Source organism: Mongoliitalea daihaiensis, from assembly GCF_021596945.1.
GTDB classification, from domain to species: Bacteria; Bacteroidota; Bacteroidia; order Cytophagales; family Cyclobacteriaceae; genus Mongoliitalea; species Mongoliitalea daihaiensis.
In genome coordinates, this window is the sequence record NZ_CP063779.1 from 1492721 (window position 1) to 1516350 (window position 23630).

Annotated in this window: 21 protein-coding genes; 15 read left to right on the forward strand and 6 right to left on the reverse strand. The window is 38.2% G+C overall.

Features of this window, described 5'->3' with window-relative positions; genetic code table 11:
- The first annotated feature begins 28 nt into the window (after positions 1–28).
- From IPZ59_RS06275 to IPZ59_RS06305, 7 genes are all read left to right on the forward strand, one after another.
- Entirely contained in the window at positions 29–2728 is a 2700-nt protein-coding gene (locus IPZ59_RS06275; protein ID WP_317208042.1) for a sensor histidine kinase, read from the forward strand.
- The gene (locus tag IPZ59_RS06280; protein WP_236139026.1) at positions 2721–3077 is read left to right on the forward strand and encodes a response regulator transcription factor; all 357 of its coding nucleotides are present in this window, start codon (positions 2721–2723) and stop codon (positions 3075–3077) included. Before IPZ59_RS06275 ends, IPZ59_RS06280 begins: the two co-directional genes overlap by 8 nt.
- A gap of 33 nt (positions 3078–3110) precedes the next feature.
- A complete protein-coding gene (acs, locus tag IPZ59_RS06285) occupies positions 3111–5003 on the forward strand; it encodes an acetate--CoA ligase (RefSeq protein WP_236139027.1) in 1893 nt (630 codons plus the stop codon).
- A gap of 916 nt (positions 5004–5919) precedes the next feature.
- On the forward strand, positions 5920–7866 hold the full coding sequence (locus tag IPZ59_RS06290; RefSeq protein WP_236139028.1) for a DUF294 nucleotidyltransferase-like domain-containing protein: 1947 nt from the start codon (positions 5920–5922) through the stop codon (positions 7864–7866).
- Positions 7867–7868: 2 nt separating this feature from the next.
- Complete coding sequence (locus IPZ59_RS06295; RefSeq protein WP_236139029.1) at positions 7869–8543, forward strand: 3'-5' exonuclease; 675 nt, start codon at positions 7869–7871, stop codon at positions 8541–8543.
- A 274-nt stretch (positions 8544–8817) separates the two neighbouring features.
- Positions 8818–9144 carry a hypothetical protein gene (locus IPZ59_RS06300; RefSeq protein ID WP_236139030.1) on the forward strand — a complete coding sequence of 109 codons (327 nt, stop codon included), beginning with the start codon at positions 8818–8820 and terminating at the stop codon, positions 9142–9144.
- 100 nt (positions 9145–9244) lie between these two features.
- A complete protein-coding gene (locus IPZ59_RS06305) occupies positions 9245–9853 on the forward strand; it encodes a hypothetical protein (protein WP_236139031.1) in 609 nt (202 codons plus the stop codon).
- A gap of 133 nt (positions 9854–9986) precedes the next feature.
- On the opposite strand, the gene IPZ59_RS06310 is transcribed toward IPZ59_RS06305, so the two are convergent.
- On the reverse strand, positions 9987–11372 hold the full coding sequence (locus IPZ59_RS06310; RefSeq protein ID WP_236139032.1) for a DUF4403 family protein: 1386 nt from the start codon (positions 11370–11372) through the stop codon (positions 9987–9989).
- 160 nt (positions 11373–11532) lie between these two features.
- Here IPZ59_RS06310 and ytxJ point away from each other — a divergent pair, with 160 nt between their 5' ends.
- Both ytxJ and dgt read left to right on the forward strand, forming a co-directional pair.
- Positions 11533–11868 (forward strand): bacillithiol system redox-active protein YtxJ, encoded by a 336-nt coding sequence (ytxJ, locus tag IPZ59_RS06315; RefSeq protein WP_236139033.1) that lies wholly within the window; start codon positions 11533–11535, stop codon positions 11866–11868.
- A 7-nt stretch (positions 11869–11875) separates the two neighbouring features.
- A complete protein-coding gene (gene dgt / locus IPZ59_RS06320; protein ID WP_236139034.1) occupies positions 11876–13261 on the forward strand; it encodes a dGTP triphosphohydrolase in 1386 nt (461 codons plus the stop codon).
- 3 nt (positions 13262–13264) lie between these two features.
- Here dgt and IPZ59_RS06325 read toward each other — a convergent pair whose 3' ends face one another.
- From IPZ59_RS06325 to IPZ59_RS06345, 5 genes are all read right to left on the reverse strand, one after another.
- Entirely contained in the window at positions 13265–13891 is a 627-nt protein-coding gene (locus IPZ59_RS06325; protein ID WP_236139035.1) for a response regulator, read from the reverse strand.
- A gap of 36 nt (positions 13892–13927) precedes the next feature.
- Positions 13928–14692, reverse strand: coding sequence for a sensor histidine kinase (locus tag IPZ59_RS06330; RefSeq protein WP_236139036.1), 765 nt, complete (start codon positions 14690–14692; stop codon positions 13928–13930).
- Between the two features lie 30 nt (positions 14693–14722).
- Positions 14723–15268 (reverse strand): hypothetical protein, encoded by a 546-nt coding sequence (locus IPZ59_RS06335; RefSeq protein ID WP_236139037.1) that lies wholly within the window; start codon positions 15266–15268, stop codon positions 14723–14725.
- 165 nt (positions 15269–15433) lie between these two features.
- Positions 15434–15844, reverse strand: a complete 411-nt coding sequence (locus tag IPZ59_RS06340) for a hypothetical protein (RefSeq protein ID WP_236139038.1) — start codon at positions 15842–15844, stop codon at positions 15434–15436.
- Between the two features lie 40 nt (positions 15845–15884).
- Positions 15885–16499 carry a hypothetical protein gene (locus tag IPZ59_RS06345; RefSeq protein ID WP_236139039.1) on the reverse strand — a complete coding sequence of 205 codons (615 nt, stop codon included), beginning with the start codon at positions 16497–16499 and terminating at the stop codon, positions 15885–15887.
- Between the two features lie 554 nt (positions 16500–17053).
- Between IPZ59_RS06345 and IPZ59_RS06350 the strand changes: the two genes are divergently transcribed.
- The 6 genes from IPZ59_RS06350 to IPZ59_RS06375 all read left to right on the forward strand — a co-directional run bounded on the left by IPZ59_RS06350 (position 17054) and on the right by IPZ59_RS06375 (position 23499).
- On the forward strand, positions 17054–20545 hold the full coding sequence (locus IPZ59_RS06350; protein ID WP_236139040.1) for a CheR family methyltransferase: 3492 nt from the start codon (positions 17054–17056) through the stop codon (positions 20543–20545).
- On the forward strand, positions 20542–20994 hold the full coding sequence (locus IPZ59_RS06355) for a response regulator (RefSeq protein ID WP_236139041.1): 453 nt from the start codon (positions 20542–20544) through the stop codon (positions 20992–20994). The genes IPZ59_RS06350 and IPZ59_RS06355 overlap by 4 nt, the downstream gene beginning before the upstream one ends.
- Positions 20995–21006: 12 nt before the next feature.
- A complete protein-coding gene (locus tag IPZ59_RS06360) occupies positions 21007–21576 on the forward strand; it encodes a helix-turn-helix domain-containing protein (protein ID WP_236139042.1) in 570 nt (189 codons plus the stop codon).
- Positions 21577–22066: 490 nt separating this feature from the next.
- The gene (locus IPZ59_RS06365) at positions 22067–22486 is read left to right on the forward strand and encodes a hypothetical protein (RefSeq protein WP_236139043.1); all 420 of its coding nucleotides are present in this window, start codon (positions 22067–22069) and stop codon (positions 22484–22486) included.
- A 30-nt stretch (positions 22487–22516) separates the two neighbouring features.
- On the forward strand, positions 22517–22789 hold the full coding sequence (locus IPZ59_RS06370) for a hypothetical protein (protein WP_236139044.1): 273 nt from the start codon (positions 22517–22519) through the stop codon (positions 22787–22789).
- A 551-nt stretch (positions 22790–23340) separates the two neighbouring features.
- Positions 23341–23499, forward strand: coding sequence for a hypothetical protein (locus IPZ59_RS06375; RefSeq protein WP_236139045.1), 159 nt, complete (start codon positions 23341–23343; stop codon positions 23497–23499).
- Positions 23500–23630: the final 131 nt, after the last annotated feature.

Consider the following 23630-nt stretch of genomic DNA (forward strand, 5'->3'; position numbering starts at 1 on the left):
AATAATCATAGCGTTTACCTTTGGGTATTTGGCATTACTGTTTGCCATTGCCTGGTTTTCGGAACGATCTTCTGAAAAAGGGGAAAGTTATGCCTCCAATCCGTATGTGTATGCACTTTCTTTAGCGGTATATTGTACTGCATGGACCTATTATGGTTCTGTGGGATATGCAGCAACTAATGGATTGGAATTCTTGACCATTTATATTGGTCCTAGTTTGATAGCTCCTCTATGGTGGCTTGTGATGCGAAAGATGATTCGGGTCAGTAAGGTGCAGCGTATTTCCTCTATTGCAGATTTTATTTCTTCTCGCTATGGTAAAAGCGTCAGTTTAGGTGGAATTGTCACCGTTTTCTGTCTTTTAGGAATTTTACCCTATATCTCCATTCAGATCAAAGCTATCGCCTCCTCTTTCGAAATATTGACAACCGGTGATTTTCAGATGAGTGGCAATCTCCTTCCTTTTTATTCAGATGCCGCCTTTTACTTATCCTTAGGTTTGGCGTTGTTTACCATTCTTTTTGGCACACGAGATGTAGAAGCAACAGCTCGCCATGATGGTTTGGTGACAGCGATCGCTTTTGAATCTATTTTCAAGTTAGTAGCTTTTTTGGTTGTTGGGGTATTTGTTACCTTCATCGTGTACGATGGTTTTCAGGACATTTTTACCCAAGCTTCTATTAGAGGCTTTGATCACCTTTTTGTGTTTGGGGATGAAATTGCATCCACCGATTGGTTTTGGATGGGGATTTTGTCTATGATGGCTATCCTGTTTTTACCTAGACAGTTTCAAGTCTCTGTCGTAGAAAATCACGATGAAAACCATTTGGATAAAGCCATGTGGCTTTTTCCGTTGTATCTATTGATTATCAATGTTTTTGTTTTGCCAATAGCTCTTGGTGGTTTGGTCCATTTTGAAGGAGAGGCAGTCGATGCAGATACCTTTGTTCTCGCCCTGCCGATTACCTACAATCAAGATTGGTTGGCACTTGGGGTGTATTTGGGTGGCTTTTCTGCTGCTACAGGAATGATCATCGTCTCTACGATTGCATTAAGTAATATGGTCAGTAATAACCTAGTGCTACCAGTGATATTGTCCAATGACAAGCTTAAAAAGAAGTTTCAATTGCGTTTGGGGGAAACCGTCATTTGGATTCGTCGGGTGACCATAATTTTAATCATCATCCTGGCTTATGCATATTACAAAGAAGTTGCAGGAAAATTTTCTATTGTCTCTATCGGCCTCATATCTTTTGTGGCCATTGCCCAACTTACACCTGCCATAATTGGTGGTTTGTTCTGGAAAAAAGGATCAAAGATTGGCGCAACAGTTGGAATTATTGCAGGATTTGGAGTTTGGTTTTTTACGTTAGTGACACCAACTATCGTAACCGCAGGGTATTTACCAGAGACGTTTCTTTCCGAGGGGCTTATGGGCATCGCTGCATTGAAGCCGTCTTCCTTGTTTGGAATGGAAGGCATGTCCCCAATCAGTCATGGGTTATTCTTTAGTTTGACTATCAATACATTTGCTTATGTCTTTCTTTCTTTGTTGTTGACTCAGTCCTCCAAGGAACACAATCAGGCGGTAGTTTTTGTAGATATTTTTAAATACAGTACGACTCTTGATAGCTCCATTATCTGGAAAGGTCAGGCATATCTACCGGATTTAAAGGCCTTATTGGTGAATTTTCTAGGTCAAGTGAAAACCGATGAAGCGCTTCAAGAGTTTGAGGCGATGACAGGAAGCTCGCTTGAAGTTAAAGGAGCGGTTAATTCGGAGTTGGTGAATTATTCAGAACGTTTGTTATCCGGTGTGATAGGAACAGCATCTGCACGAATTATGGTAGCCTCTGTAGTGAAGGAAGAAGAGATTAGTATGGAAGAGGTGTTAGGGATTTTGAGAGAAACCCAGGAATTGAAATTTTTAAATTTAGAGTTGAAGCAAAAAAGTAAGGAGCTTACCAAGGCTTCCACTAAACTGCAGAAACTTAATGAAACATTACGCTTGAATGATATGCTAAAGGATGAGTTTATTTCCACAGTTACTCATGAGATGAAAACTCCCCTGACCTCTATCCGGGCTTTTTCTGAAATCTTGTTGGATGAAGATCTTCCAGAAGAAGATCGAAAAAAATTCCTCGATATTATCATTCAAGAAACGAGCCGAATGACACGTTTGATTGATCAGGTGTTGGATTTGGAGCGATTCGATTCTGGTAGACAAAAATTAAATCTAGAATCCACCGACATCAAGATTCTTTTGCTGCAGGCCTGCGAAAGTATGTTTCAAGTATTTAAGGAAAAAAAGATTGCATTTACAATGGATTTGCCATTTGATGCTTTGGAATTAGCTGTAGACGAAGACCGGGTTAAGCAAGTGGTGCTTAATTTACTTTCGAATGCCAGCAAGTTTGCCAATAGCCTCACTGAAATTCGTGCGGTTGTGACAGATAACTACTTACAAGTGGAAGTCTATGACGATGGAAAAGGAGTACCGGCTGAGGAAGTGCCCTATATCTTCGATAAATTTTTCCAAGCGAAAAATCAAACCTCAAAAAAGCCGATTGGAAGTGGGCTTGGATTAGCTATTTCTAAAAAAATAATAGAATATCATGGAGGAATAATCGGTGTTGAAAGAAAAGATGGACTTACCTGTTTTAGTTTTTCATTGCCATTATTCCAAGAAAAAAATGTTGAACCCGAAACCCAAAAAATGTATGAGTAATATACTGATTGTAGATGATGAGCCAAATATCCTGCTTTCCCTTGAATTTCTCTTCAAAAAAGAAGGCTACAGGGTATTTATTGCTCGGGATGGTGATGAGGCTTTGGGGATTATTGAAGATAGGATGCCAGCTTTACTCATCTTAGATATCATGATGCCTAAGGTAGATGGATACGAAGTCTGTAGACATGTGAAGTCTTTGTATCCAGAGATGAAAGTAATCTTTTTGACTGCTAAGAGTAAGCAACAAGATATACAAAAAGGTCTCAACCTTGGTGCAGATCTGTACCTGACTAAACCTTTCTCTACCAAGGATTTGGTATTGAAAGTCAAATCTTTACTGAATTAGAAATCAATTTCAATAACCAAAAATACAAACATTATGAGTGATAGAATCCACACGCTGAGCGGTTACTTTTATGAGTATCAAAAGTCAGTTACAGAGCCAGAAAACTTTTGGGCAAGGATTGCAGACTCCTTTCATTGGAAAAAAAGATGGGATAAAGTATTGAAGTGGAATTTTGATGAACCCAAAGTCCAGTGGTTTGTCAATGCAAAACTCAATATCACCGAGAATATTTTTGAGAAAAATCTGTTTGCCTTCGGTGACCGTACAGCGATTATCTGGGAACCAAGTGATCCGACAGAAGCAAGTAGAAATATCAGCTATCAAGAACTTTATGAGCTGGTTTGTCAATTTGCCAATGTTTTGCTTTCCAAAGGTGTTCAAAAAGGAGACCGTGTAATCATTTATATGCCGATGGTACCGGAAGCAGCGGTAGCCATGTTGGCTTGTGCGCGCATAGGAGCCATTCACTCCATTGTCTTTGCAGGTTTTTCTGCTTCCGCATTGGCTGACCGGATCAATGATTGTCAGGCAAAAGTAGTGTTAACTACAGATGGAAACTTCCGGGGTAATAAAAAAATCGCTGTAAAAGCCTTGGTGGATGAAGCTTTGGAGAAATCATCAGTGGAATCAGTCATTGTTTATAAGCGGACTGGGCAAGAGGTGGTGATGAAGGAAGGAAGGGATTTTTGGTGGCATGATGTGACTGAAGGGGTATCTTCTGCCAATAAAGCCGAAACCATGGACGCAGAAGATCCACTTTTTATCTTGTACACATCAGGTTCTACAGGTAAACCCAAAGGGGTTGTACATTCCACTGCAGGTTACATGGTGTATACTAAATACTCGTTTGAAAATGTATTTCAGTACTCCCCTGGAGATGTCTATTGGTGTACTGCAGATATTGGCTGGATTACAGGTCACTCCTACATTGTATATGGACCATTATTGGCGGGTGCTACTACACTGATGTTTGAGGGCGTACCGACGTATCCGGATGCAGGTAGGTTTTGGGCAGTTATTGATAAGCATCAAGTAAATCAGTTTTACACAGCACCGACGGCTATCAGAGCACTGCAAGCCTATGGTACAGAGCCATTGGAGCCTTACAAGTTGGATTCCTTGAAAGTTCTAGGTTCGGTAGGAGAGCCTATCAACGAGGAAGCTTGGAAATGGTATTACACACACGTGGGCAAGTCACGTTGTCCGATTGTAGATACTTGGTGGCAAACCGAAACCGGAGGTATCCTCGTGTCTCCGATCGCTGGAATAACACCGACCAAACCAGCTTTTGCTACATTACCACTTCCAGGAATTCAGCTGGCAATTGTAGACCCAGAAGGGAATGAGTTAACAGGAAATTCCGTTGAAGGTAATCTCTGTGTCAAGTTTCCTTGGCCTTCCATGATCCGTACGACTTGGGGTGATCACGAGCGATGCAAGCAAACGTATTTCTCTACATATAAAGGCATGTATTTTACTGGTGATGGAGTCAAGAGGGACCACGACGGCTATTATAGAATTCTAGGCCGTGTAGATGATGTCATCAACGTGTCTGGTCATAGAATGGGTACTGCGGAAGTCGAAAATGCCATCAACGAACATCCATTGGTCATTGAATCAGCGGTAGTGGGTTACCCACACGAAATCAAAGGTCAAGGAATCTATGCTTATGTCATTTGCGACACCTCTCATCGAACAGAAGAAAACCTGATCAATGAAATCAAGGATATGGTGGCAAAAATCATCGGTCCAATCGCCAAGCCAGATAAGTTACAGATCGTACCAGGTCTACCAAAAACCCGCTCAGGTAAAATCATGCGTAGAATCCTACGAAAAGTAGCCGAAGGCGATACCAGTAATCTAGGCGATACATCGACCCTTTTGGATCCCGAAGTAGTCAATCAGATTATTGCTGGGAAAAAGTGATGGATAGAAGCGAGAAACGAGAAGCGAGAAACGAGATATTAGAAACAAGAATCAAGACACAAGAATCAAGACACAAGAATCGAGACAGTCTTAGGAACTAATTGAAGTTTGAGAGTTAAGTAAATAGTCCCGTAGGGATGGTCCACATATTAGCCGTGGTAAACCCACGGAAAAGTAGATATGTACGCTTTAAAAGTGCCATAGGTACGACCGACAGGATTTATTGCCTTGATTTATAGGTTCAGAAGTTGATGAGAGTAACTTGATTTAGGATTCAATGTATCGAGCAGGTGGAACTTTTCCAAAGTTGAAAACTTTGGAAAAGTTTTTTATCCTTTTGGAAACTGTACCAAGTAGGGATTCAGGTAGTAAGAAACGTAAACAGTAAGCTTACTACCCACGAAACCGTTGACAGTCGACCGTGGACTTTGGAGGACTAATCACTGAACTGTACCAAGTACTATGAACCAAGTACCAAGTAGGGATTCTCTTGAAAGAAGCGAGATGCTAGACATGAGACTATAGACTCGAGGCGTGTAGGGAATAAGCGATTTTCCTACATAAAATAGAATGACTGTTCATTGTTAAATTGGAGAGCTGTTCGAGATTTGTAATCTCGAACTAGAGATAATGAGGATTTTTAATCCTCTAGGGGAATTGATGTATTAAGGGAGAATAAAATTTCAAATGATGAATATCAAATGCCGAATGATGAACTTTCAACTAATGTCAACTATTGATTTAGATATTATAAAAGAATAATCGTATTTCTACCATAATCGAGCCGTGGACAGTAGACAGTCGACCGTTGACCTTACAATACTGGCTTCGACTTTGCTCAGCCACCAAAAACTTAATCAACTTATTACTAAATTCACCCAACTGTTCACTTCTCACTATTAACTGTTCACTATCAATGAGCAACGTCATCGCCAATCGTGTTAAAGAATTTCTCAAGCGATTTCCCCCGTTTTCGTTTTTAACGGAGGAGGCTTTGGGAGAAGTGTCACAGGGGGTGGTAATTCGGTATTTTGGGAAAGATGAGTTGTTATTTTCCAAAGGAGATCCGGCACAACCCTATTTCTTTGTTTTAAAGGAGGGGTCTATTTCATTGGTAGATTATATTGAGCAGGAGGAAAAAATTGTGGAGGTATGTGATGAGGGAGATGTATTTGGTGTATTAGCGCTGTTGGGCAAAAGGCCTTATCGCTTGACAGCTAAAACATTGGAGGATTCCTTACTTTATGCGATTCCTGTAGCAAGTTTTGATAAGATTCTCACTGAAAATAGCCGGGTAGCCTTGTATTTTGCAGCAGGCTTTGCTTCAGGGCAAGTGGTGGTGCGTACTGATCTTTCCCAATCTCAAAGAGCACGCACTGAATTTTCAGAAATTTCCAAAGATAATGGTTTACTGATTTTTACAGGTCAGTCAGACTTGAATTTCTCAAAAGATGTACTGACGTGTGGCCCAGAGTTAACCATTCAACAGGCTGCTAAAAAAATGGCGGATACTGGAGTAGGGTCAATTGTTATCGTCAATGAGACCAATCATCCCTTGGGAATTATCACCGATAAAGATCTCCGCAATCGCCTAGTGGCACAAGGGAAAAGTTTCGAAACTCCTGTTACGGAGTTAATGACGTCCCCTGTATTGACTAAAAAGAAAGATGCACTCTTTTCGGAGTTGTATCTTACGATGATTAAATTCCGATTACATCATTTGATTTTTACAGAAGATGGGACTGACCAGAGCCCTGTTGTGGGAATTTTATCTGACCATGATATTCTTTTATCACAAGGAAATAGTCCTGCCGTGCTGATTCATGCCTTGATGAATACATGGGAGATTTCCGAGATGGGTAAATTGAGAGACCGAGCGGAGAAGTTACTTTTCTACTACCTCGAAAATGAGGTCTCGATGGACTTTGTGGCCAACATCATTACAGAGATCAATGACATCATCATCCAACGGATTATCCAATTGACCCAACGTAAACTTGCGGATGAATATCCGGGTATGGAGCAAGTGAAATTTTGTTTTCTTTCCTTAGGCAGTGAAGGAAGGGAAGAACAATTGCTGCGAACAGACTTGGATAATGCCATTGTATTTGAAGATGTTGTACAAGAAAAATTAGAGCGTACTCAAGCCTATTTCTTGCGCTTGGGCGAAGAGGTTGTAGAAGGCTTGCTTTGCTGTGGTTTTCAGGCTTGCCCTGCCGATATGATGGCCAATAATATCCGATGGTGTCAGCCGCTTGCCCAATGGAAACAATATTTTTCCGATTGGATACTTACTCCAAGCCAAAAGGCTGTTTTGCATGCCACGATTTTTTTTGATTTTCGACCCATCTATGGCACTAAATCCTTGGCTGAGGAGATGAGTCAACATATTTACGAAGAGATTGGAGAGAAGAAAATCTTCCTCAATTTCCTAGCAAAAAACGCACTACTTAACCCTCCTCCCTTAGGATTTTTCCGCAACTTCATTGTGGAAAAATCTGGAGAGCAAAAAGATAAATTTGATATCAAGCTACGAGCGATGATGCCATTGACAGACATTGCACGTTTATTGGTGTTGAGCCATCGAGTGATTGGAGTGAATAATACCTACAAGCGATTCGAAAAGTTGATAGAGTTAGAGCCGAATCACACGGAATTGATGCAAGAGGCGGGGAAAGCCTATGAGATTTTGATGCGAATGCGGGCCATTGAAGGTCTGAAAAATAACAGTTCAGGCCGATACATCAGCCCAGAAGCTTTGGGAAAATTGCAGCGTCAATTGTTGAAAAACACCTTTTCTCCCATCGATGAATTGCAAAAGATGATTAAGGTTCGGTTTCAAACAGACTTTTTTGCAGGCTAGGTATGGGAATATTTGATTTTTTGTTTTCTTCTCCCCATAAAAAAGCTGAGTTTATAGCAGCGTATGAGGCGGGTTTTGGTCAAAAAATCCCTGCGTCAAGAGGGCTGAGCTTTTTGCCTTTTGTAGTTTTGGATACAGAAACTACGGGATTGGAGCCTAAAACAGATTATATCCTTTCCTTTGGCGCGGTGAAGCTGAGGGGCTTTCAAATAAACATGCAAGAAAGCTTGGAGTGGTATTTACGCACACCCGCCCGAAGCAGAGAGGCGATTGAGGTGCATGAAATTTTGCAGCCGGGGGAGCTGATAGATTTACAAGCCTTTGGAGAGCAATTTTTAACATACATTGGAAACAGTATTTTAGTCGGGCATCATGTGGGCTTTGACTTGGAGATGTTGACTAAAGCCTTGAAACCATTTGGATTTCGCAAGTTTTTGAATCCAGTGTTGGATACACATAGTTTGGCAGTAAGGCTTGAAAAAGGTCCACACTATGATAGCAGCATGGGCAAGCCTGGGGAGTATTCCTTGGATAGCCTCTGCGAACGGTATCAGATTACTCTCGACGATCGACATACGGCTGCTGGTGACGCCTATTTGACAGCGCAATTATTGATGAAGCTGCTGAAATTGGCAGAGAAGAAGGGGATTAGAAGTTATGGGGAGTTGATCCGATAAGGGGTTTTCTCACGGAAGGCGCGGAATACGCAGAAATTTACAGAAAATGTAAATGTTACAGGAAAGGCAAACGCTGTGACTGCATAAACTATGTACCTTATTGCAAGTCATGTAAAAATTTTGTTCCTATCCTACACACAGCCTGTTGGCCTGTGGAAGGCCTGTTAAAATAAGGGGGAATATTCATCGATAATCGTCTATTTGATACATTTTTGTAAAATTAGACAGATCGTAATCTGTTTATTTTGTTATTTTTATCAAAATAAGCGATTTTATGCCTGGGTTTAATCTTATTCCTACAGAGAAAATTATTGAGCGCTTTCGATATGAAAATCCATGGTGGCTTACCAGGCAATTATCAGAGATTTACAAAATAATGGCGAAACGCCTTTATTTTGATTTATTTTTTCCATTTGTGAAGGAAAAATCTATCAGAAGGGCTTTGGTTTTGATGGGGCCTAGACGTGTTGGTAAGACGGTGATGTTATTTCATAGTATTCAGCAGTTATTGGAAGAGAATATCCATCCACATAAGTTTTTTTTATTGGCATCGATAATCCAATTTATGTTCATTTGTACCAGCATCCCTTTATACCTTTAACATTGGAGATATTACTTTAAAGATGAGGCATGTTAGTTGAAATAAGTGCTTATTTAGATTTCTCTCGGTTATATCTTCATATTCAACAATAAGGATATCTATGAAAATTTCCGCATTTCTTATCCTTCTCATCCTCACCTCATGTGTTGGTACACGGGAATACCGGGTACAGAGCTATCAGGTGATGCCGTTTAAGGTGGTGGATACTTCGGAGCGAGTATTTGTGGAGTTTCCGAGGGAGCTGACGGAGAAGGAACTAATGACCATCAGACCCATTGTTCTGGGCAAATTAGAAGAACGGGATTTTCAAGAGGTACTGTGCAGCAGGTATGATCGAGCTAGATTAACGATGGCAGGGATTCATGACTTTTCGACCCAACGGAATTATCAGCGCCTCTTTACTGATGCCGGTATCCGCTATCTGTTGCGAGTTCAAACCTGGGATCGGAGGCATTATGACTGGGAGTTTCCTGTGATGCAGTATGCTTACAATGCTGAGGAAGATAAAACATACATTGTGCGAGGAGATCTAGGGCTAGAAAAGCAGTATTGGTTGACTCTTAAATACAGTCTTTATGACTCCAAACTGGATAAGGAAGTCGCCGAACTCATCACTACTGCATCTCACCCCCGTGGACGTTTCCACAAAAAAGCTATAGAAAAAGACATCCAACAACTACTAGCCCTCTTTGATAATCAATTGAAGTAAATAAATGAAGTTCACGCTCCGAGCGCCAGGGATTTATTTCAACTTTATTTCCACCTTATTTCCCTCTCCACTCCTATAAATCTCTCCACCCCATCCAATATCCAAGTATTCTAATATCAACTAATATCCTCTATTACTTCAATCGCACCTCCATAATCCCATCCGCTCGTATAAAAAGTTTTATATCCTCAGGAGTTACATATATTCCTTCAATCGCTACATCGGGATTTCGAACCCGAAAATTGGCAAAATCAGTTTCAAAGTACCCTAATTGCTGCATTTCTTTTCTTGTATCCCTCAAAAAACCTGAGAGGGGATAAGAGGACATCTTGTTGACTTGCTTGAGAATGCTAGACTTTTTGGAGTTGATGGCGAGCTTTGCAGGCAGATTGGAAGTTTTAACATCAAATTGTGCACTTTCGAGGCCTAAACTTTCGGTTTCTTCATCAAAAACAGGTTGGCCGGCAAATAGAAACTGTCCTTTAATTTCATTTTTCCCTTTTCGGATGGCTTTGAAGTCCATGGTGAGCAGAATTTTTTCTCCGTATTGCTGGGTTTTGAGGTTGGATGGAATGACAACCGTATTTTTATCTGTACGGATTTCTTTGCCGCTCATAGCTTGATTCAAATAGATATCTAATTCTTTGTAAGGTAACGCTAGTGGGAGCAAAAGATCGAGGGTATTAGAAGTGTCATCATTGTAATAAATGTTTGGTAAAGGGACTTTTGGTGTAGTTGGTTTTTGACCGATGACTGAGTACATGTTTCCTTCAATTCCTAGGTAAAGGGTCATTTTTTGATCCATGGTGATCTCTTCTTTGACACGAATTTTGGATGGGACACCATAAAAGTGGACCATCATTCCCTCTTGTTCGACACTGTAGGGTTTGGCAAAAGCATCCCAAGTTTCTTGGGCCATGCTCTTAAAATCAAAGCGAGTCAAACCAGCGGCTGAGAGTTGATTATCTAAGACTTTTTGTAGTTGGGACTTTACTACCCTGTCTAAGTCAATCTCAAAACCGAGAAAATTATATTTCATAGATTTTCCCCAACTTTCAATCTGAAGATTTTTTACTTGGATATCCCAGTTTCTGCCGATTTCAGGAACGAAACTTATCTCAGGAATAAGATTTTCATTGAATGGAAAGTTGGTAGAAAGATTTTGACCAAAAACTTTCCGTTCGATCTGGAAATCTCCTTTCAGGTTCATGGGGGCTTTGACCTTCAGCGTATTATTCGGTCCAGCTGTCAGTTTGATTTTTCCGGTTCGTTTGACATCTAAATCTGCTTTCATACCATTTCCAATAGGTAAACCCTTGTCAGCAAATAGTTGATTGCTCCAGTCTTTGTTGAGATTGTCCTCTAGGTAAGAAAGTGGAAAAACGATGGGGATATTAATATATGAGGTGGTAGCAGGAAGTTCTGTTGTTTCCATCTGATGTGCTTTATGCGGCTTGATGGAAGTACATGAAATGGAAAGTAAGAGCAGAATCAAAAACCAAGATGGCTGGGAATGCATAGATGAGTAGTTAAGTAAGCGCTGTTTTAGGGAACGTAAAAGCCTCTATAAAGATATAGTCATTACATGAATAGTACCAAAAATCGTGCAAATTGATATGTGGGGTTACGGGAACTTATTTAAAGGTAAAAACATTTGTTTTGAGTAATATCTGCAACCTATGAATTGGAATAGATTAGAGTCAATCGATCAGTTAGTGGAGATCAAAGAAAAAAGTCTAGAGAAGCCTGTTTTGATTTTTAAGCATAGTACCCGATGCTCGATTAGTAGCATGGTTTGGGATCGCTTGAAGCGCAATTGGAAAACAGAAGATTTTGATCGAGTAGATCCTTTCTTTTTAGATTTGATTGCTCATAGAGACATTTCTAACTCGATTTCTAAAGAATTTGATGTGTATCATGAGTCTCCTCAAATCATTTTAATCAAAGATGGTAAAGCCACCTATGACACTTCTCATATGGGGATTAATTACAACGATATCATGAAGCGCTTGTAGATTCTTTATGGAATTTCCGCATTCTGGAGTAATTTTGAGCATGATGCAATGGGAAAAATTACTGGCAGCTGGAAGATTTGATCCTGAAAACAGGGCTATCCCCTCTAATGAACGCTTTCGTACAGAGTTTGAACGCGATTATGATCGAATTATTTTTTCAGCACCTTTTCGTAATCTTCAAGATAAAACACAAGTATTTCCTTTACCAGAGCATGATTTTGTTCATACGCGATTAACACATAGCCTAGAAGTGTCTAGTGTTGGCAGGTCTTTAGGTAAATCAGTAGGAGAATATTTACTTGGAAAGTATGCGTCGCTTCAATCAGTGGGGATTTCCCCTTCGGATGTGGGCGCTATTGTGGCCGCTGCAGCTTTGACTCATGATATTGGCAATCCTCCCTTTGGACATGCAGGAGAAGATGCCATCTCTGATTTCTTCAAATTTCATCCTTATGGACAGGTTTGGCAAAGACATGTGAAGTCTTTGGAGTGGGAGGATTTGTGCAAGTTTGAGGGAAACGCACAAGGCTTCCGGATGTTAGTTTCTAAGGAGAATGGATTGAAGCTTTCGTTGGCTACCTTGGCAGCCTTTACCAAGTACCCAAGACCTTCTCAATTGTTTGAGCAGAGCAAAACTCGAAGATCTCAAAAGAAATATGGATTTTTTGCCGATCAGATGGGTGATTATGCGTATTTGGCAGAAAAGCTAGGTCTGAAACAAGTGAATTCCGAATGTTGGTTGAGACATCCGCTGGCTTTTTTGGTGGAAGCTGCTGATGACATTTGCTATAGTATCATTGACCTTGAGGATGGGTGCACCTTGGGACTAGTGAGTTGGGAGGAAGGGATAAGGCTACTTTCCGGAATCTTACAAGAGAAGTATCAACCTGAAAAACTTCAAAAGTACAACAAGGAGTCCCAGCAGTTAGCGGTATTACGGGCAATGGCGATTAGCAGATTGGTGGAGGAAGTGGTGCAAGCTTTTATTCAGCAAGAAGAGGCGATGCTAGAAGGTGAGTTTGATCAGGCTTTGACAGATATCATACCTTCTGCAGAAGCTTTAGCAAAAATCGTAAAAATTTCTGTCAGCCAAATTTATCGCTCTAAACCTGTCTTAGAAAAAGAAGCAGCAGGATTTCAAGTGATAGAGGGTCTCTTAGAGGTATTTTCTACGGCCATCAATCATAAGTTTTATCAGACAGAGCTTTTTTCAGGAAAAGATAGGAGTATCCTTCGGTTATTGCCCAAGGAGCTATCAAGTGCTGACTGGGAAAATCACACACATACCTATGCTTTGTTACGTTCGTTGATAGACTTCATCTCTGGCATGACAGATAAGCATGCCTTAGCATTGTATAGAAGAGTGAAGGGAATTGCCTTACCGGGTGCCTGATAATTATAGGCGCATTTCATTGGCTTTGTTGACAAGCTCAGCTACCGAAGATACACCTAGCTTTGCGTGAATCTTTTTGCGGTGAGTTTCTACTGTATGCTGAGAGAGGGCTAGATCATCAGCAATTTCACGATTGGTTTTGCCATCTCGGATTTTTTTGATGATTTGTAATTCACGTTTAGAAAGTCTAAACTTATCGCTGAAAAAATCAGGAAAAGTACTATTTTCAATTTCATTTAAGATTTTGCGATAGTCGGCAATGTAACTTCCTTCATATACCTCTCGAATGGTATAAATAAGTTCATCAGTATCAGAATCCTTGAGCATGTAAGCACTAGCGCCGGCCTTAATGCATTTATCGAAAATCAATGGATCATCGTACATAGAAAGCACAATCACTTTGATTTTTGTACTGACCTCCTTGATGGCTTTGATCACCCCAATTCCATCGAGACCTGGCATGTTCATATCAGTAAGAGCAATGTCTATTGATTTTTGTTGTGCGAATGTGGCTAACTCATTACCAGTAAAAAAAATTCCTTTTATTTTAAAATCCTCCTCCTCCTCCAACAAGGACTTAATACCTTTCGCAAAAAGTTTGTGGTCATCAGCTATCGCTATACGGATCATTGAGAGTAAAGTGAGGTAAATATGTCTGAATATAGGCTATATACCGAATTTAGGCAAAAAAAGTTCAATAGAAGTGCCATTTCCTACGCTACTGGTAATTCTCAAAGTACCTCCGATGGTTTCCATACGTTTTTTCAGATTGATTAGTCCTGAACCATCCCCTCTCACCTGTATATCAAAACCTACTCCATCATCTCGCAGATGAATGCAGGTATGCTGATCCTGCTCATGGATAGTTATAGAGATATGGTTAGGACGGGCATGCTTGATGGCATTATTGATGCACTCTTGAATGATACGGATCAGGATCAATTTCTCATCCTTGTTCAACATCAGTTCTGGAACACGTGATTCAAATGAGGTCGTACAAAACTCCGCATGTGTAAGCTTATCCAATTCCTTTTGGATGAAAGTTTCCAAGGAATATCCTTCCAGCCATTCTAGGTTCAATATTTTAGATAGTCCCCGTACTTCCCGGATGATATCATTGATCATAAACTTTCCGTTGGCTACTTTTTCAGGTTTAGCACTGGAAAGGTTCATTTTTGCCAAGGATAGTAGTTGACCGATGTTGTCATGGAGTTCCCGTCCTACAAAACTTAGGGTTTCCTCCCTGATTTCTTTCTCCACATTCAACATGGTTTTTTCATACTCGGTTTGTATGGCTTTCAGTTTTTCTTGGTTTTTGATCTGTTTTTGACGGTGATACAAAAGCATTAAAACTATAAAAGAAACCATCAAGAGCATCAAAAAGATACCCATGAGAATGATGACGAATAATCCTGATCCTTCATTTTCCATGATAAGTCACTTTCATTCCCTTGACTTTAGTTAGACACTTAGTTTTTTTGAATATTTGAAATCAGCTGGAATATCCAATGAGCTTTCTTTTTTTAGCAAAGCCAAGTAATACAATAGCCCAAAGCTCAAATACATCGTACCACCGATTATTTTTATTACAAAGCTTAGAAATCGGTATGAAGACTGCTCTAAAGTTATCACATAAAGAAAGAAAGAAAAAAATAGTAAAGAAGCACTATAGAACAGCAATATCAAAGAGACTATCCAAAAGTCAGGAACTTTCCAAAGTTGCTGGTCCATATAGGTTTCATTTGTTACTAGATTATAAAAGAATGTCAAGCATCCTAATATGATTAAGATACCGGCAAACGTATAGTTATAATTGTGAAATTGTGTGATTGGAGATATAGATAAACTGGTAATTATACCCCATGCACCAAAAGCTATGGCCGTATAACGGAGTATTCTTTTGCTAAACTTATCATTGATAAGTATGGATAAATAAAACAGGATCAAGACTGTCTCTACGTACACAAATCCGATATTATACACCCAATGATTCCTAATTCCTTGCATTCCAAGATGTTTGCCATACACCTCTGTCATAGAAATGACCAGCAAAATGAAAAATATAATTACATGGCTTTTTTTATAGGACTTAAGGTTTAAAAAAAAGCAAGGGACGCTCAATAGCAGTCCTAATACAATCATTATATTATACCAGTTGACAACATGCATACGTTATGGATTACATTCTGGTGGACAAAGCTGGCCTCCATTCTTTAATGGCTCTTCTAAATCAGTGGCTGATTTCAAATCCTTAGCTGTTGAGCTTTCTACATCAATAATTCCCTTTTCCGTTTTATTGGCTGCGGCAATTGCGAGAGACATTCTACCGAGATAGTCTTCTCTCTTAGGTAATCCTTCTGGCAATAGGTTTACCGTGTTTTTATCGTATTGGCCAAAGTACATCTTCAAGCCTCCTGTTTTAGGATCTGTCATATCCAAAAGCGATTGAAGGAGTTCTCTATCAAAAAACACCCAATCCGATTGCTTTTCAATTTCCCGACCGTTTTTATCGATTCCTTTGATACATTTTTGTACGGAATTGGCATAAGCTTTTCGAAAAGCTTCTAATTGTTCTTTTGTCATAACAATAACTTTAGGGACCTAATAAAATATGAATGATGCTTTAAATCAATGAGTTCGACTTTTGCGGTCTACTACAAATCAAAGGAATAAAAAAAGCAAATCCAAATACTAAATACATGGTACCAGCAAGCAATCTGTTAAAACCAAAAATTACTTTGCTATGGGTAGTAATAAATTCAGGATGGAATTGATACGCTCCAAATACCACGATTGCTACACTGTAAAACAGGGTAATTAATAGCCCAATCCAAAAATGAGGGACTAGTACTAGCTGGATATTTTCAAAAACTTGCTGTTTAACCAACTGATTAAGCAGACGAATAGCCAAAAATAGAATAAAAATCACATAGGGCAGAAAAGCAAAAAACTGAAAGGTAGTTTGAATATCCTGGAAGAAAACTGAAACAAGTACTCCCCATGCAATCAGTACACTCGTCATTTGGAGAATGGATTTTTTTATGGTTGGAGGTTTTGCCAAAAAGTAAAAATAAGCAATCAACAACAATGACTCTAAATGGACGAAACCGATATTATAATAGAAGGAATTGTTGATTTTTTGTCTCCCGGTATTAAAGCCTATGGTCTCGAGTACGAGTACCATGCTCAGCGTAGCCAATAGAATCCAATTGGGTGTGCTCAATTTTCTTTTTTTCAAAAAAAAGTAAATAACACATCCCAGCAAACCAATTGCTATAGAATTTAAATACCAGTTGCTCAACATTACATAATTTTTTTTGCAAGGTAAGACCTAAATTAAAGCCGTAAAATACCTTGATCAGGGTATTTTGTCTAAAATGTACAAAAAAAGGTCGGCAATCCTGAAAACTATCGACCTTTTATGAATGTTTTGATTGACTTAGGTCCTTAACCTTGGCATTTGAAAAAGTGAACCAAGTAAAAAAATCTAATTTACCCCCAAATAGTACCATCGTACTCTTCCCACCTTTGGCTATCATTCAAAGATTGGTATTTAGTTCACTCAAGAGATAGCCTCTTGCAAGAAGAACAACAAAAAATTACAAAATTCCCACATCTACCCCTCATGGTTTGGTTTTTGTTAATTGAAAATTAAAAGCTTGAATCAGTTAAACGCAAATTTACCGGATTCGGAAAACAAGCTTAATATCGTACCTTCACTGAATATTTTTAGCAACACCACCTTTTTATGCTGATGTGCTAAAGGCTATCCTTTCTAATTCAATAAACAGCATGGGACAAAAAGGGGAAATAAAAAAAGGTAAAACATCTATTACAGAGGAGTCTGAGAGAGAGTTGTTTCTGATAGTCGCCATTGGCGCATCTGCCGGTGGACTAGAAGCTATTTCTGAACTGCTGAAATATTTGGATCCAGATACAGGGATGGCGTTTATTTTTGTCCAGCATCTCAGCCCTGACCATAAGAGTATGCTTACTCCTTTATTGGCTAAAATCACCTCCATGGATGTCAAAGAAGTGGAAGACAGGGTACTGATCAAGCCCAATAATTTCTACATCATTCCCCCTGACAAGGAAATATCAGTTGAAAAAGGCCATATCATACTATCCCCAAGGCCAGAAAGCCCAAAGGTAAATTTACCAATAGATATCCTTTTTTCTTCACTTGCCAAGACACATAAGGTTCATGTAATCGGGATCATTCTTAGCGGAAGTGCAACTGACGGAACGATTGGCCTAAAGTCAATTAAGCAAGAAGGAGGCTTGACCTTTGCGCAAGACCAATCGGCTAAATTTATTAGTATGCCACAATCTGCCATATCTACGGGTATAGTAGACTTTATTCTATCTCCAAAAGAAATTGCTTTTGAATTGAATAGAATCAGTAAGCTTCCTACGGTGAGAGTTTCAGGTCCATTGAATGGAGAGGAAGATGATATTGAAGACGATAACCCCGATTTCATAGCTATCCTGCATAGTCTTCAAAAATTTGCAGGTGTAGATTTTTCGGTTTACAAGTCGCGTACGATCAAGCGGAGGATTTTGAGAAGAATGATGCTTTGTAAATCATATGATCTCAACACATACAGACAACTGATTGGGGAGAGCAATGAAGAAATGAAAATTCTCTATCAGGACCTCTTGATCAATGTGACTAGTTTTTTCAGAGATCCTGATACCTATAAGTATTTGAAGGAATCCCTCCTCCCTAGGCTTCTTCAGACAAAAAATGAAAAGGACAAATTAAGGGTGTGGGTGCCTGCTTGTTCCTCAGGTGAAGAGGCACTATCGATTGCTATGATGATCCTGGAAGTTCAGCAGAAGACAGGAAATCATGTGCCTATACAGATTTTTGCTACAGACCTTAGCGAGAAAGAAATCAGGAAGGCAAGAACTGGCCTTTATACATCAAATGAATTGCAGTCTGTTTCCCCCAAACGTCTTCACCGTTTTTTTACCAAAAGCGACAGCAATTACAGGATATCCAAAACCATCAAGGATATTTGTGTTTTTGCTCCCCATAATCTGCTTAAAGATCCTCCTTTTTCAAGAATTGATTTCATTAGCTGTAGAAATCTTCTGATCTATCTCAGTAGTCCAGCCCAAAAGAGGGTATTGGCAACCTTTCATTATGCTTTGAATCAGAATGGCTTCCTAATGCTGGGAAAAGCAGAAACCATAAGTTCTTCCACTGATCTGTTTTCAGAAGTAAACAAAAAACATAAAGTCTATTCCAGAAAAAGTAGTGCCACTTCTAGTATTTTACCACAACCCACGTCAAGAGTGCCAAAAGATTTCAGCCACCGTATTCAGAAAGAAGATGGAAACGATTCCAAATCCGGAATTCCAAAAACACCTATTGTACATACCAAAAGGAACTTAGATCAAATAATTGATGCAGTTCTTCTTGCAGATTATTTGCCTGCATGTGTGGTTATCAATCATCAGATGGAAATACTTCAATTTAGGGGCAACACAGATGTATACTTTAGCCATGTTTCCGGGAAAGCTTCCTTGAATATCCTGAAAATGGTAAGAAAGGAAATAGCGTTTGGCTTAAGGAGTCTGATATCCAAATCCATCAAGGCCAAGAAGAGTATCCGAAAAACAGGTATTGAAGTTAATTTCCATAATGAAATTTATGTCATTAGTATTGAAGTGGCCCCTCTTCTTGTTGAATTGGAAGAAGAATTGATGATAGTTGTTTTTTCCCAACATGATCAGGCTTCAGGTCTTCATCGGCTAAAGGCTACAGATGATATGCAGGATACTCAATTAATGCTAAAGGAAAATAGAATAAGACAGCTCGAAGAAGAATTGGCATCTTCCCAGGAAGATGCCCTTGACCTTGCTCAAGAACAGGAGAGGTATATTGCGGAACTGCAGAGTGCTAATGAAGAAGTGGTGTCAAGTAATGAAGAGTTGCAGACTGTAAATGAAGAATTGGAAACATCTAAGGAAGAATTAGAATCTTCTAACGAAGAACTGATTACAACTAATCAAGAGCTGCAGACCAGAAATGAACTGCTTAATGAGTCCTACGGGTATTCGAATGCCATTATTTCAACATTACATGAGCCCATGATTGTCCTAGATAAATTTTTCCGAATAAGGACAGTCAACCAATCCTTTTTGAGAATCTTCCAACTCAATGAGCAACAGACAGAAGGGAAGCATTTATTTGATCTTGAAAACGGTCATTGGAATATTCCAAGTTTGAGGGAGTTGCTCGAACAGATTATTCCAAAGAATCCCTCTTTTAGCAATTTCAAAATTACGCATTCTTTTCCCCGGATAGGGGAAAGGGAATTTTTTTTAAATGCTAGCAGTATTATTCAAAAAAGTCATGGGGAAGAACTAATCCTGCTTTCATTTAACGATGTAACAGATGCTGAGAGAATCCAGAAAAATAGACTGGAAGGGTTTACGAAGGATATTGAAGAAAGTAGAATCTATAATCTAAAGCTTGAAAAAGCTGTGAAAGAGAGAACCAACCAGCTAAATCAATCTAATAAAATCCTTGCCGAGAAGAATATTGAACTTGAAAAAATGAACAAGGAACTTGAGGCTTTTGCCTATGTCTCCAGTCATGATTTAAAAGAACCGCTCCGAAAGATCCAAACTTTTGCCGACAGGATTCTGGATAGTGAAATAGAAAATTTATCACCAAAAGGACAAATGTATTTTCTTCATATGCAAAAATCTTCGAATAGGATGCAAATGCTTATCGAGGATTTATTGAGTTTTACCAGTCTTAACTCTGCAGAAAGAAAATTTGAAGCGACCAATTTGGAAGAGATTATCAAAGATGTGCAGATAGAAATGAAAGAAGATCTGGATAAGAATCAAGCTCAAATAAAGCTCCATGATTTATGTGAGGTAAATGTTATTCCATTTCAGTTCCGGCAGTTGATACATAATATGATCAGCAATTCCTTAAAATTTGCCAAGCCAACAATTCCTGTGAAAATCAATATTTCCTGCAAGCTTGTAACCCATGATAAAATTAAAATTTTGGAAAATTTACAACATAAATTATATCACCATATTTGTTTTTCAGATAATGGGATAGGTTTTGATCAGGAGTACAGTAAAAGGATTTTTGAAGTTTTTGAAAAGCTCCACAGTAAAGATGAATATGCTGGAACAGGAATAGGTTTGGCCATTGTGAAAAAGATTGTGGAAAACCACCATGGTTTTATTAAAGCAACAAGCGAATCAAATAAAGGAACTATCTTTGATATATACCTCCCAGCAAAAAAATGAAAAGCAATCCTTTAAAAATTGTACTTGCAGATGATGATGAAGCGGATAGGCTTTTGTTTATCGAGGCTTTTGATGAATTGAAAAGCGGAAACTCCGTTCAGACAGTCAATGATGGAGTCGAGCTTATGGAACTGTTACGGCAAACAGTTATTGAAAACTTGCCAGACATATTGTTCTTAGATATTAATATGCCCAAAAAGAACGGATTGGATTGTTTAAAAGAAATCCGTGCTGATCAAAAATTCAAAGAAGTCTCTGTAGCTATTTTTACGACATCTTCTTCCCAAAGAGATATGGAGGAGACCTTTCTTTTAGGAGCAAATGTCTATATCAACAAGCCCAATAACTTTCAACAGTTAAAAAAACTACTTGAAAAAGCTTTGTCTTATTCAAACGTATACCAAGATCCACCTTTCAATAAGGATAATTTTATTTTAAATGTAGAATAATTTTTGGTAATCATGGAAAATCAAAAAATTCATATCAAATACATGGTCAGCCTCCGATGTATTATGGTGGTCAAAGAAGAACTCAAAAAATTAGGTGTCAAATACTGTATAGTCAGTTTAGGGGAAGTTGAAATCCTGGGAAAGATTACCAAACAACAAAAAGATGATTTGAGTATTAATCTAAAAAAGATAGGTCTTGAGCTCCTTGATGATAAAAAGAGCATTTTGATAAATAAAGTTAAAAATGAGATCGTTATCATGATTCATCATTCAGAATCATTGCCTAAAATTAATTTTTCTGACTTTCTCAGTGAAAAGCTCGGGTATGATTACACTTATCTTTCCAATATTTTTACAGAAGTGCAGGGAATAACCATACAGCAGTTCATTATTTATAACAAAATTGAAAAAGTGAAAGAATTATTGGTTTATGATGAGCTCAACCTTACAGAAATTTCATATCTAGTGGGTTATAGCAGTGTTGCCCATCTTTCCAATCAATTCAAAAAAGTTACAGGATTAACGCCTTCTTTCTTTAAACATATCAAACAACAGCGTCAAAAATCTTTAAAAAACATTTGATTTATATAACTTTCTTACAAAAATATACAATAGTTACTGTACTGAAATAGCTGATCTTTGTAAAACCAAAATGAGGGATTTCCTAATTAGGGACTTACTTGAATGATTTGCCGAAGTCATTTGATTCAATTTTTTGGCTAAGTACAGTTTGAACTTAAATAATTCCGCATGACATTTTACAGGGTATAATTTGTCATGCGGGGCTTTTTTTCTAAACCACCATAAAAATCTACCGATTTTATACAAAGAAATTTTTTATAGCATCAATATCACGTTGTAGGATTTTTTAAAATACTTATTCGAGAGACACTAAATTAATTTTCCTCTGATACGATCTCTTGCGGGTCTAATTCTGCCTTAAACCATGCTATTTCAATCAACCAAATCTCTAATTATCATCCGCTAGTACAGTTAAATATATAATTTTATGATTATTTTATGTAATAAAAAATAATTAGATAGCGCTACATTTGCATAAAATATAAATATTATGAAAAAAATTATGATTGGATTACTCGTAGCTACGGCCTTTGCTTTTCAAAGCTGTGATGATTATCCAGATGGTCCTTTAGTAAGTCTAAAATCAAAAACAGAAAGAGTGGCCAATGACTGGAAAATAGGAGAAGCATTAGATGAAGGTACCAATATTACTTCTGAATATGAAAAATACGAATTGAGTCTGACAAAAGATGGGGAGGCGATTCTAACAGCAAACTACAATTTCCTTGGAATCAATTATGAATTCACTACTTCAGGAACATGGGAGTTTTTAAGCAATGAAACAAAATTATCCTTTGATTTTGAAAATGATGATGCGGATGGCATTTATGAAATTTTGAGATTGAAAGAAGATGAATTGTGGTTGAAAGAAGATGCAGGAACAATTGAGTTACACTTCATGCCCCGATAAGCCTTATCAAATAGGCATAAATAAAGAATCATGAAAACTGAAAAACTATATAGATCTGGTCAAGTAGTAAGCACTATTTTGATGGTTATAGGAGCTGGGGCTATTGTAGGCTTTTTTGCAACTAAAAGAAATCGAATAAAAACCCAGAAGAAAGCCAATGAAATTGGTGGCTTCATTGTAGACAAGGTAAATGCCGAGAAGAAAAGACTGGGAAACAAGGTGATGGAATTGATGGAGAAACCAATAGGAATAGGTTTTGACTTGAAGGAATCATTGTCTAAGCATGATAAAAAAACAAAATAGATAAGATCAAATGAAAAAAAATAAAGGCAAGTCCGAGAAAATCTTGTTCAACTTGCGTATAAATTAGCGCTAGATAAGTTGATCAAAAGAATCCTTAAAATCTTGGCTAGTGTCAATGATAATCCAAACCATGATTCAAAAACCTGGTATGGATCAAGACTGACACTAGTCAGGAAATAAGATTAAACTACAAAAAGCTGAATTGACTATTTTTTGTACTCCCAATGGAAATATCGTCTGAAATAAGATCATTTTTTTAAATTAAAGTAGCTATCGGGACTAAAATAAAAAAAATCCAAGAATGGCACTAATTACACGAAGGCACCCTTCCGCCCTAATAAATCTAAATCCTACCTTCTAATAACTGATTGCGTGGAATAAGAGATGCTAGGAATGAAACTTTCTCTAAGTTTTTAAAAAGATCATAACTATTTATTAATCAGGAAAATATATCTGTAATTTTTATAATTTATTCAAAATATGGTGTAATTATTTGGAGGTATAAATGCTGAATTTTGTATCAGTTAATTCTTCGCAAAAAATACTAAACCATGAAAAAAATCCAAAAGAAAAATCCGAAGCATAATCAAAGTGTTTTGTCCCAGTTAAATGACAATCCAGATCAAAGTGAGAAAGCTAAAAAAGGACTTCCTAACAAGAAAAAGGGAATCCTTGCAAAATTAAATGATGATCCTGACCAAAAGAAGTAATTGTTTATACTTCCATAATTTTCATTTCGAAGGTAAATATGTATTGTTTTTCAAGGCTTAATTATTTGAAGTAACAAAAGCAGTAAAAATTTGAATTCTGATTTTATGGAAATCACCCTTACAAATTCTTT

Bases quoted from the DNA above. Each gene is read 5' to 3' on its own strand.
- IPZ59_RS06280 (WP_236139026.1), top strand. From the start codon at position 2,721: ATGAGTAATATACTGATTGTAGATGATGAGCCAAATATCCTGCTTTCC.
- acs (WP_236139027.1), top strand. From the start codon at position 3,111: ATGAGTGATAGAATCCACACGCTGAGCGGTTACTTTTATGAGTATCAA.
- IPZ59_RS06290 (WP_236139028.1), top strand. From the start codon at position 5,920: ATGAGCAACGTCATCGCCAATCGTGTTAAAGAATTTCTCAAGCGATTT.
- IPZ59_RS06295 (WP_236139029.1), top strand. From the start codon at position 7,869: ATGGGAATATTTGATTTTTTGTTTTCTTCTCCCCATAAAAAAGCTGAG.
- IPZ59_RS06300 (WP_236139030.1), top strand. From the start codon at position 8,818: ATGCCTGGGTTTAATCTTATTCCTACAGAGAAAATTATTGAGCGCTTT.
- IPZ59_RS06305 (WP_236139031.1), top strand. From the start codon at position 9,245: ATGAAAATTTCCGCATTTCTTATCCTTCTCATCCTCACCTCATGTGTT.
- IPZ59_RS06310 (WP_236139032.1), bottom strand. From the start codon at position 11,372: ATGCATTCCCAGCCATCTTGGTTTTTGATTCTGCTCTTACTTTCCATT.
- ytxJ (WP_236139033.1), top strand. From the start codon at position 11,533: ATGAATTGGAATAGATTAGAGTCAATCGATCAGTTAGTGGAGATCAAA.
- dgt (WP_236139034.1), top strand. From the start codon at position 11,876: ATGGAATTTCCGCATTCTGGAGTAATTTTGAGCATGATGCAATGGGAA.
- IPZ59_RS06325 (WP_236139035.1), bottom strand. From the start codon at position 13,891: ATGATCCGTATAGCGATAGCTGATGACCACAAACTTTTTGCGAAAGGT.
- IPZ59_RS06330 (WP_236139036.1), bottom strand. From the start codon at position 14,692: ATGGAAAATGAAGGATCAGGATTATTCGTCATCATTCTCATGGGTATC.
- IPZ59_RS06335 (WP_236139037.1), bottom strand. From the start codon at position 15,268: ATGCAAGGAATTAGGAATCATTGGGTGTATAATATCGGATTTGTGTAC.
- IPZ59_RS06340 (WP_236139038.1), bottom strand. From the start codon at position 15,844: ATGACAAAAGAACAATTAGAAGCTTTTCGAAAAGCTTATGCCAATTCC.
- IPZ59_RS06350 (WP_236139040.1), top strand. From the start codon at position 17,054: ATGGGACAAAAAGGGGAAATAAAAAAAGGTAAAACATCTATTACAGAG.
- IPZ59_RS06355 (WP_236139041.1), top strand. From the start codon at position 20,542: ATGAAAAGCAATCCTTTAAAAATTGTACTTGCAGATGATGATGAAGCG.
- IPZ59_RS06360 (WP_236139042.1), top strand. From the start codon at position 21,007: ATGGAAAATCAAAAAATTCATATCAAATACATGGTCAGCCTCCGATGT.
- IPZ59_RS06365 (WP_236139043.1), top strand. From the start codon at position 22,067: ATGAAAAAAATTATGATTGGATTACTCGTAGCTACGGCCTTTGCTTTT.
- IPZ59_RS06370 (WP_236139044.1), top strand. From the start codon at position 22,517: ATGAAAACTGAAAAACTATATAGATCTGGTCAAGTAGTAAGCACTATT.
- IPZ59_RS06375 (WP_236139045.1), top strand. From the start codon at position 23,341: ATGAAAAAAATCCAAAAGAAAAATCCGAAGCATAATCAAAGTGTTTTG.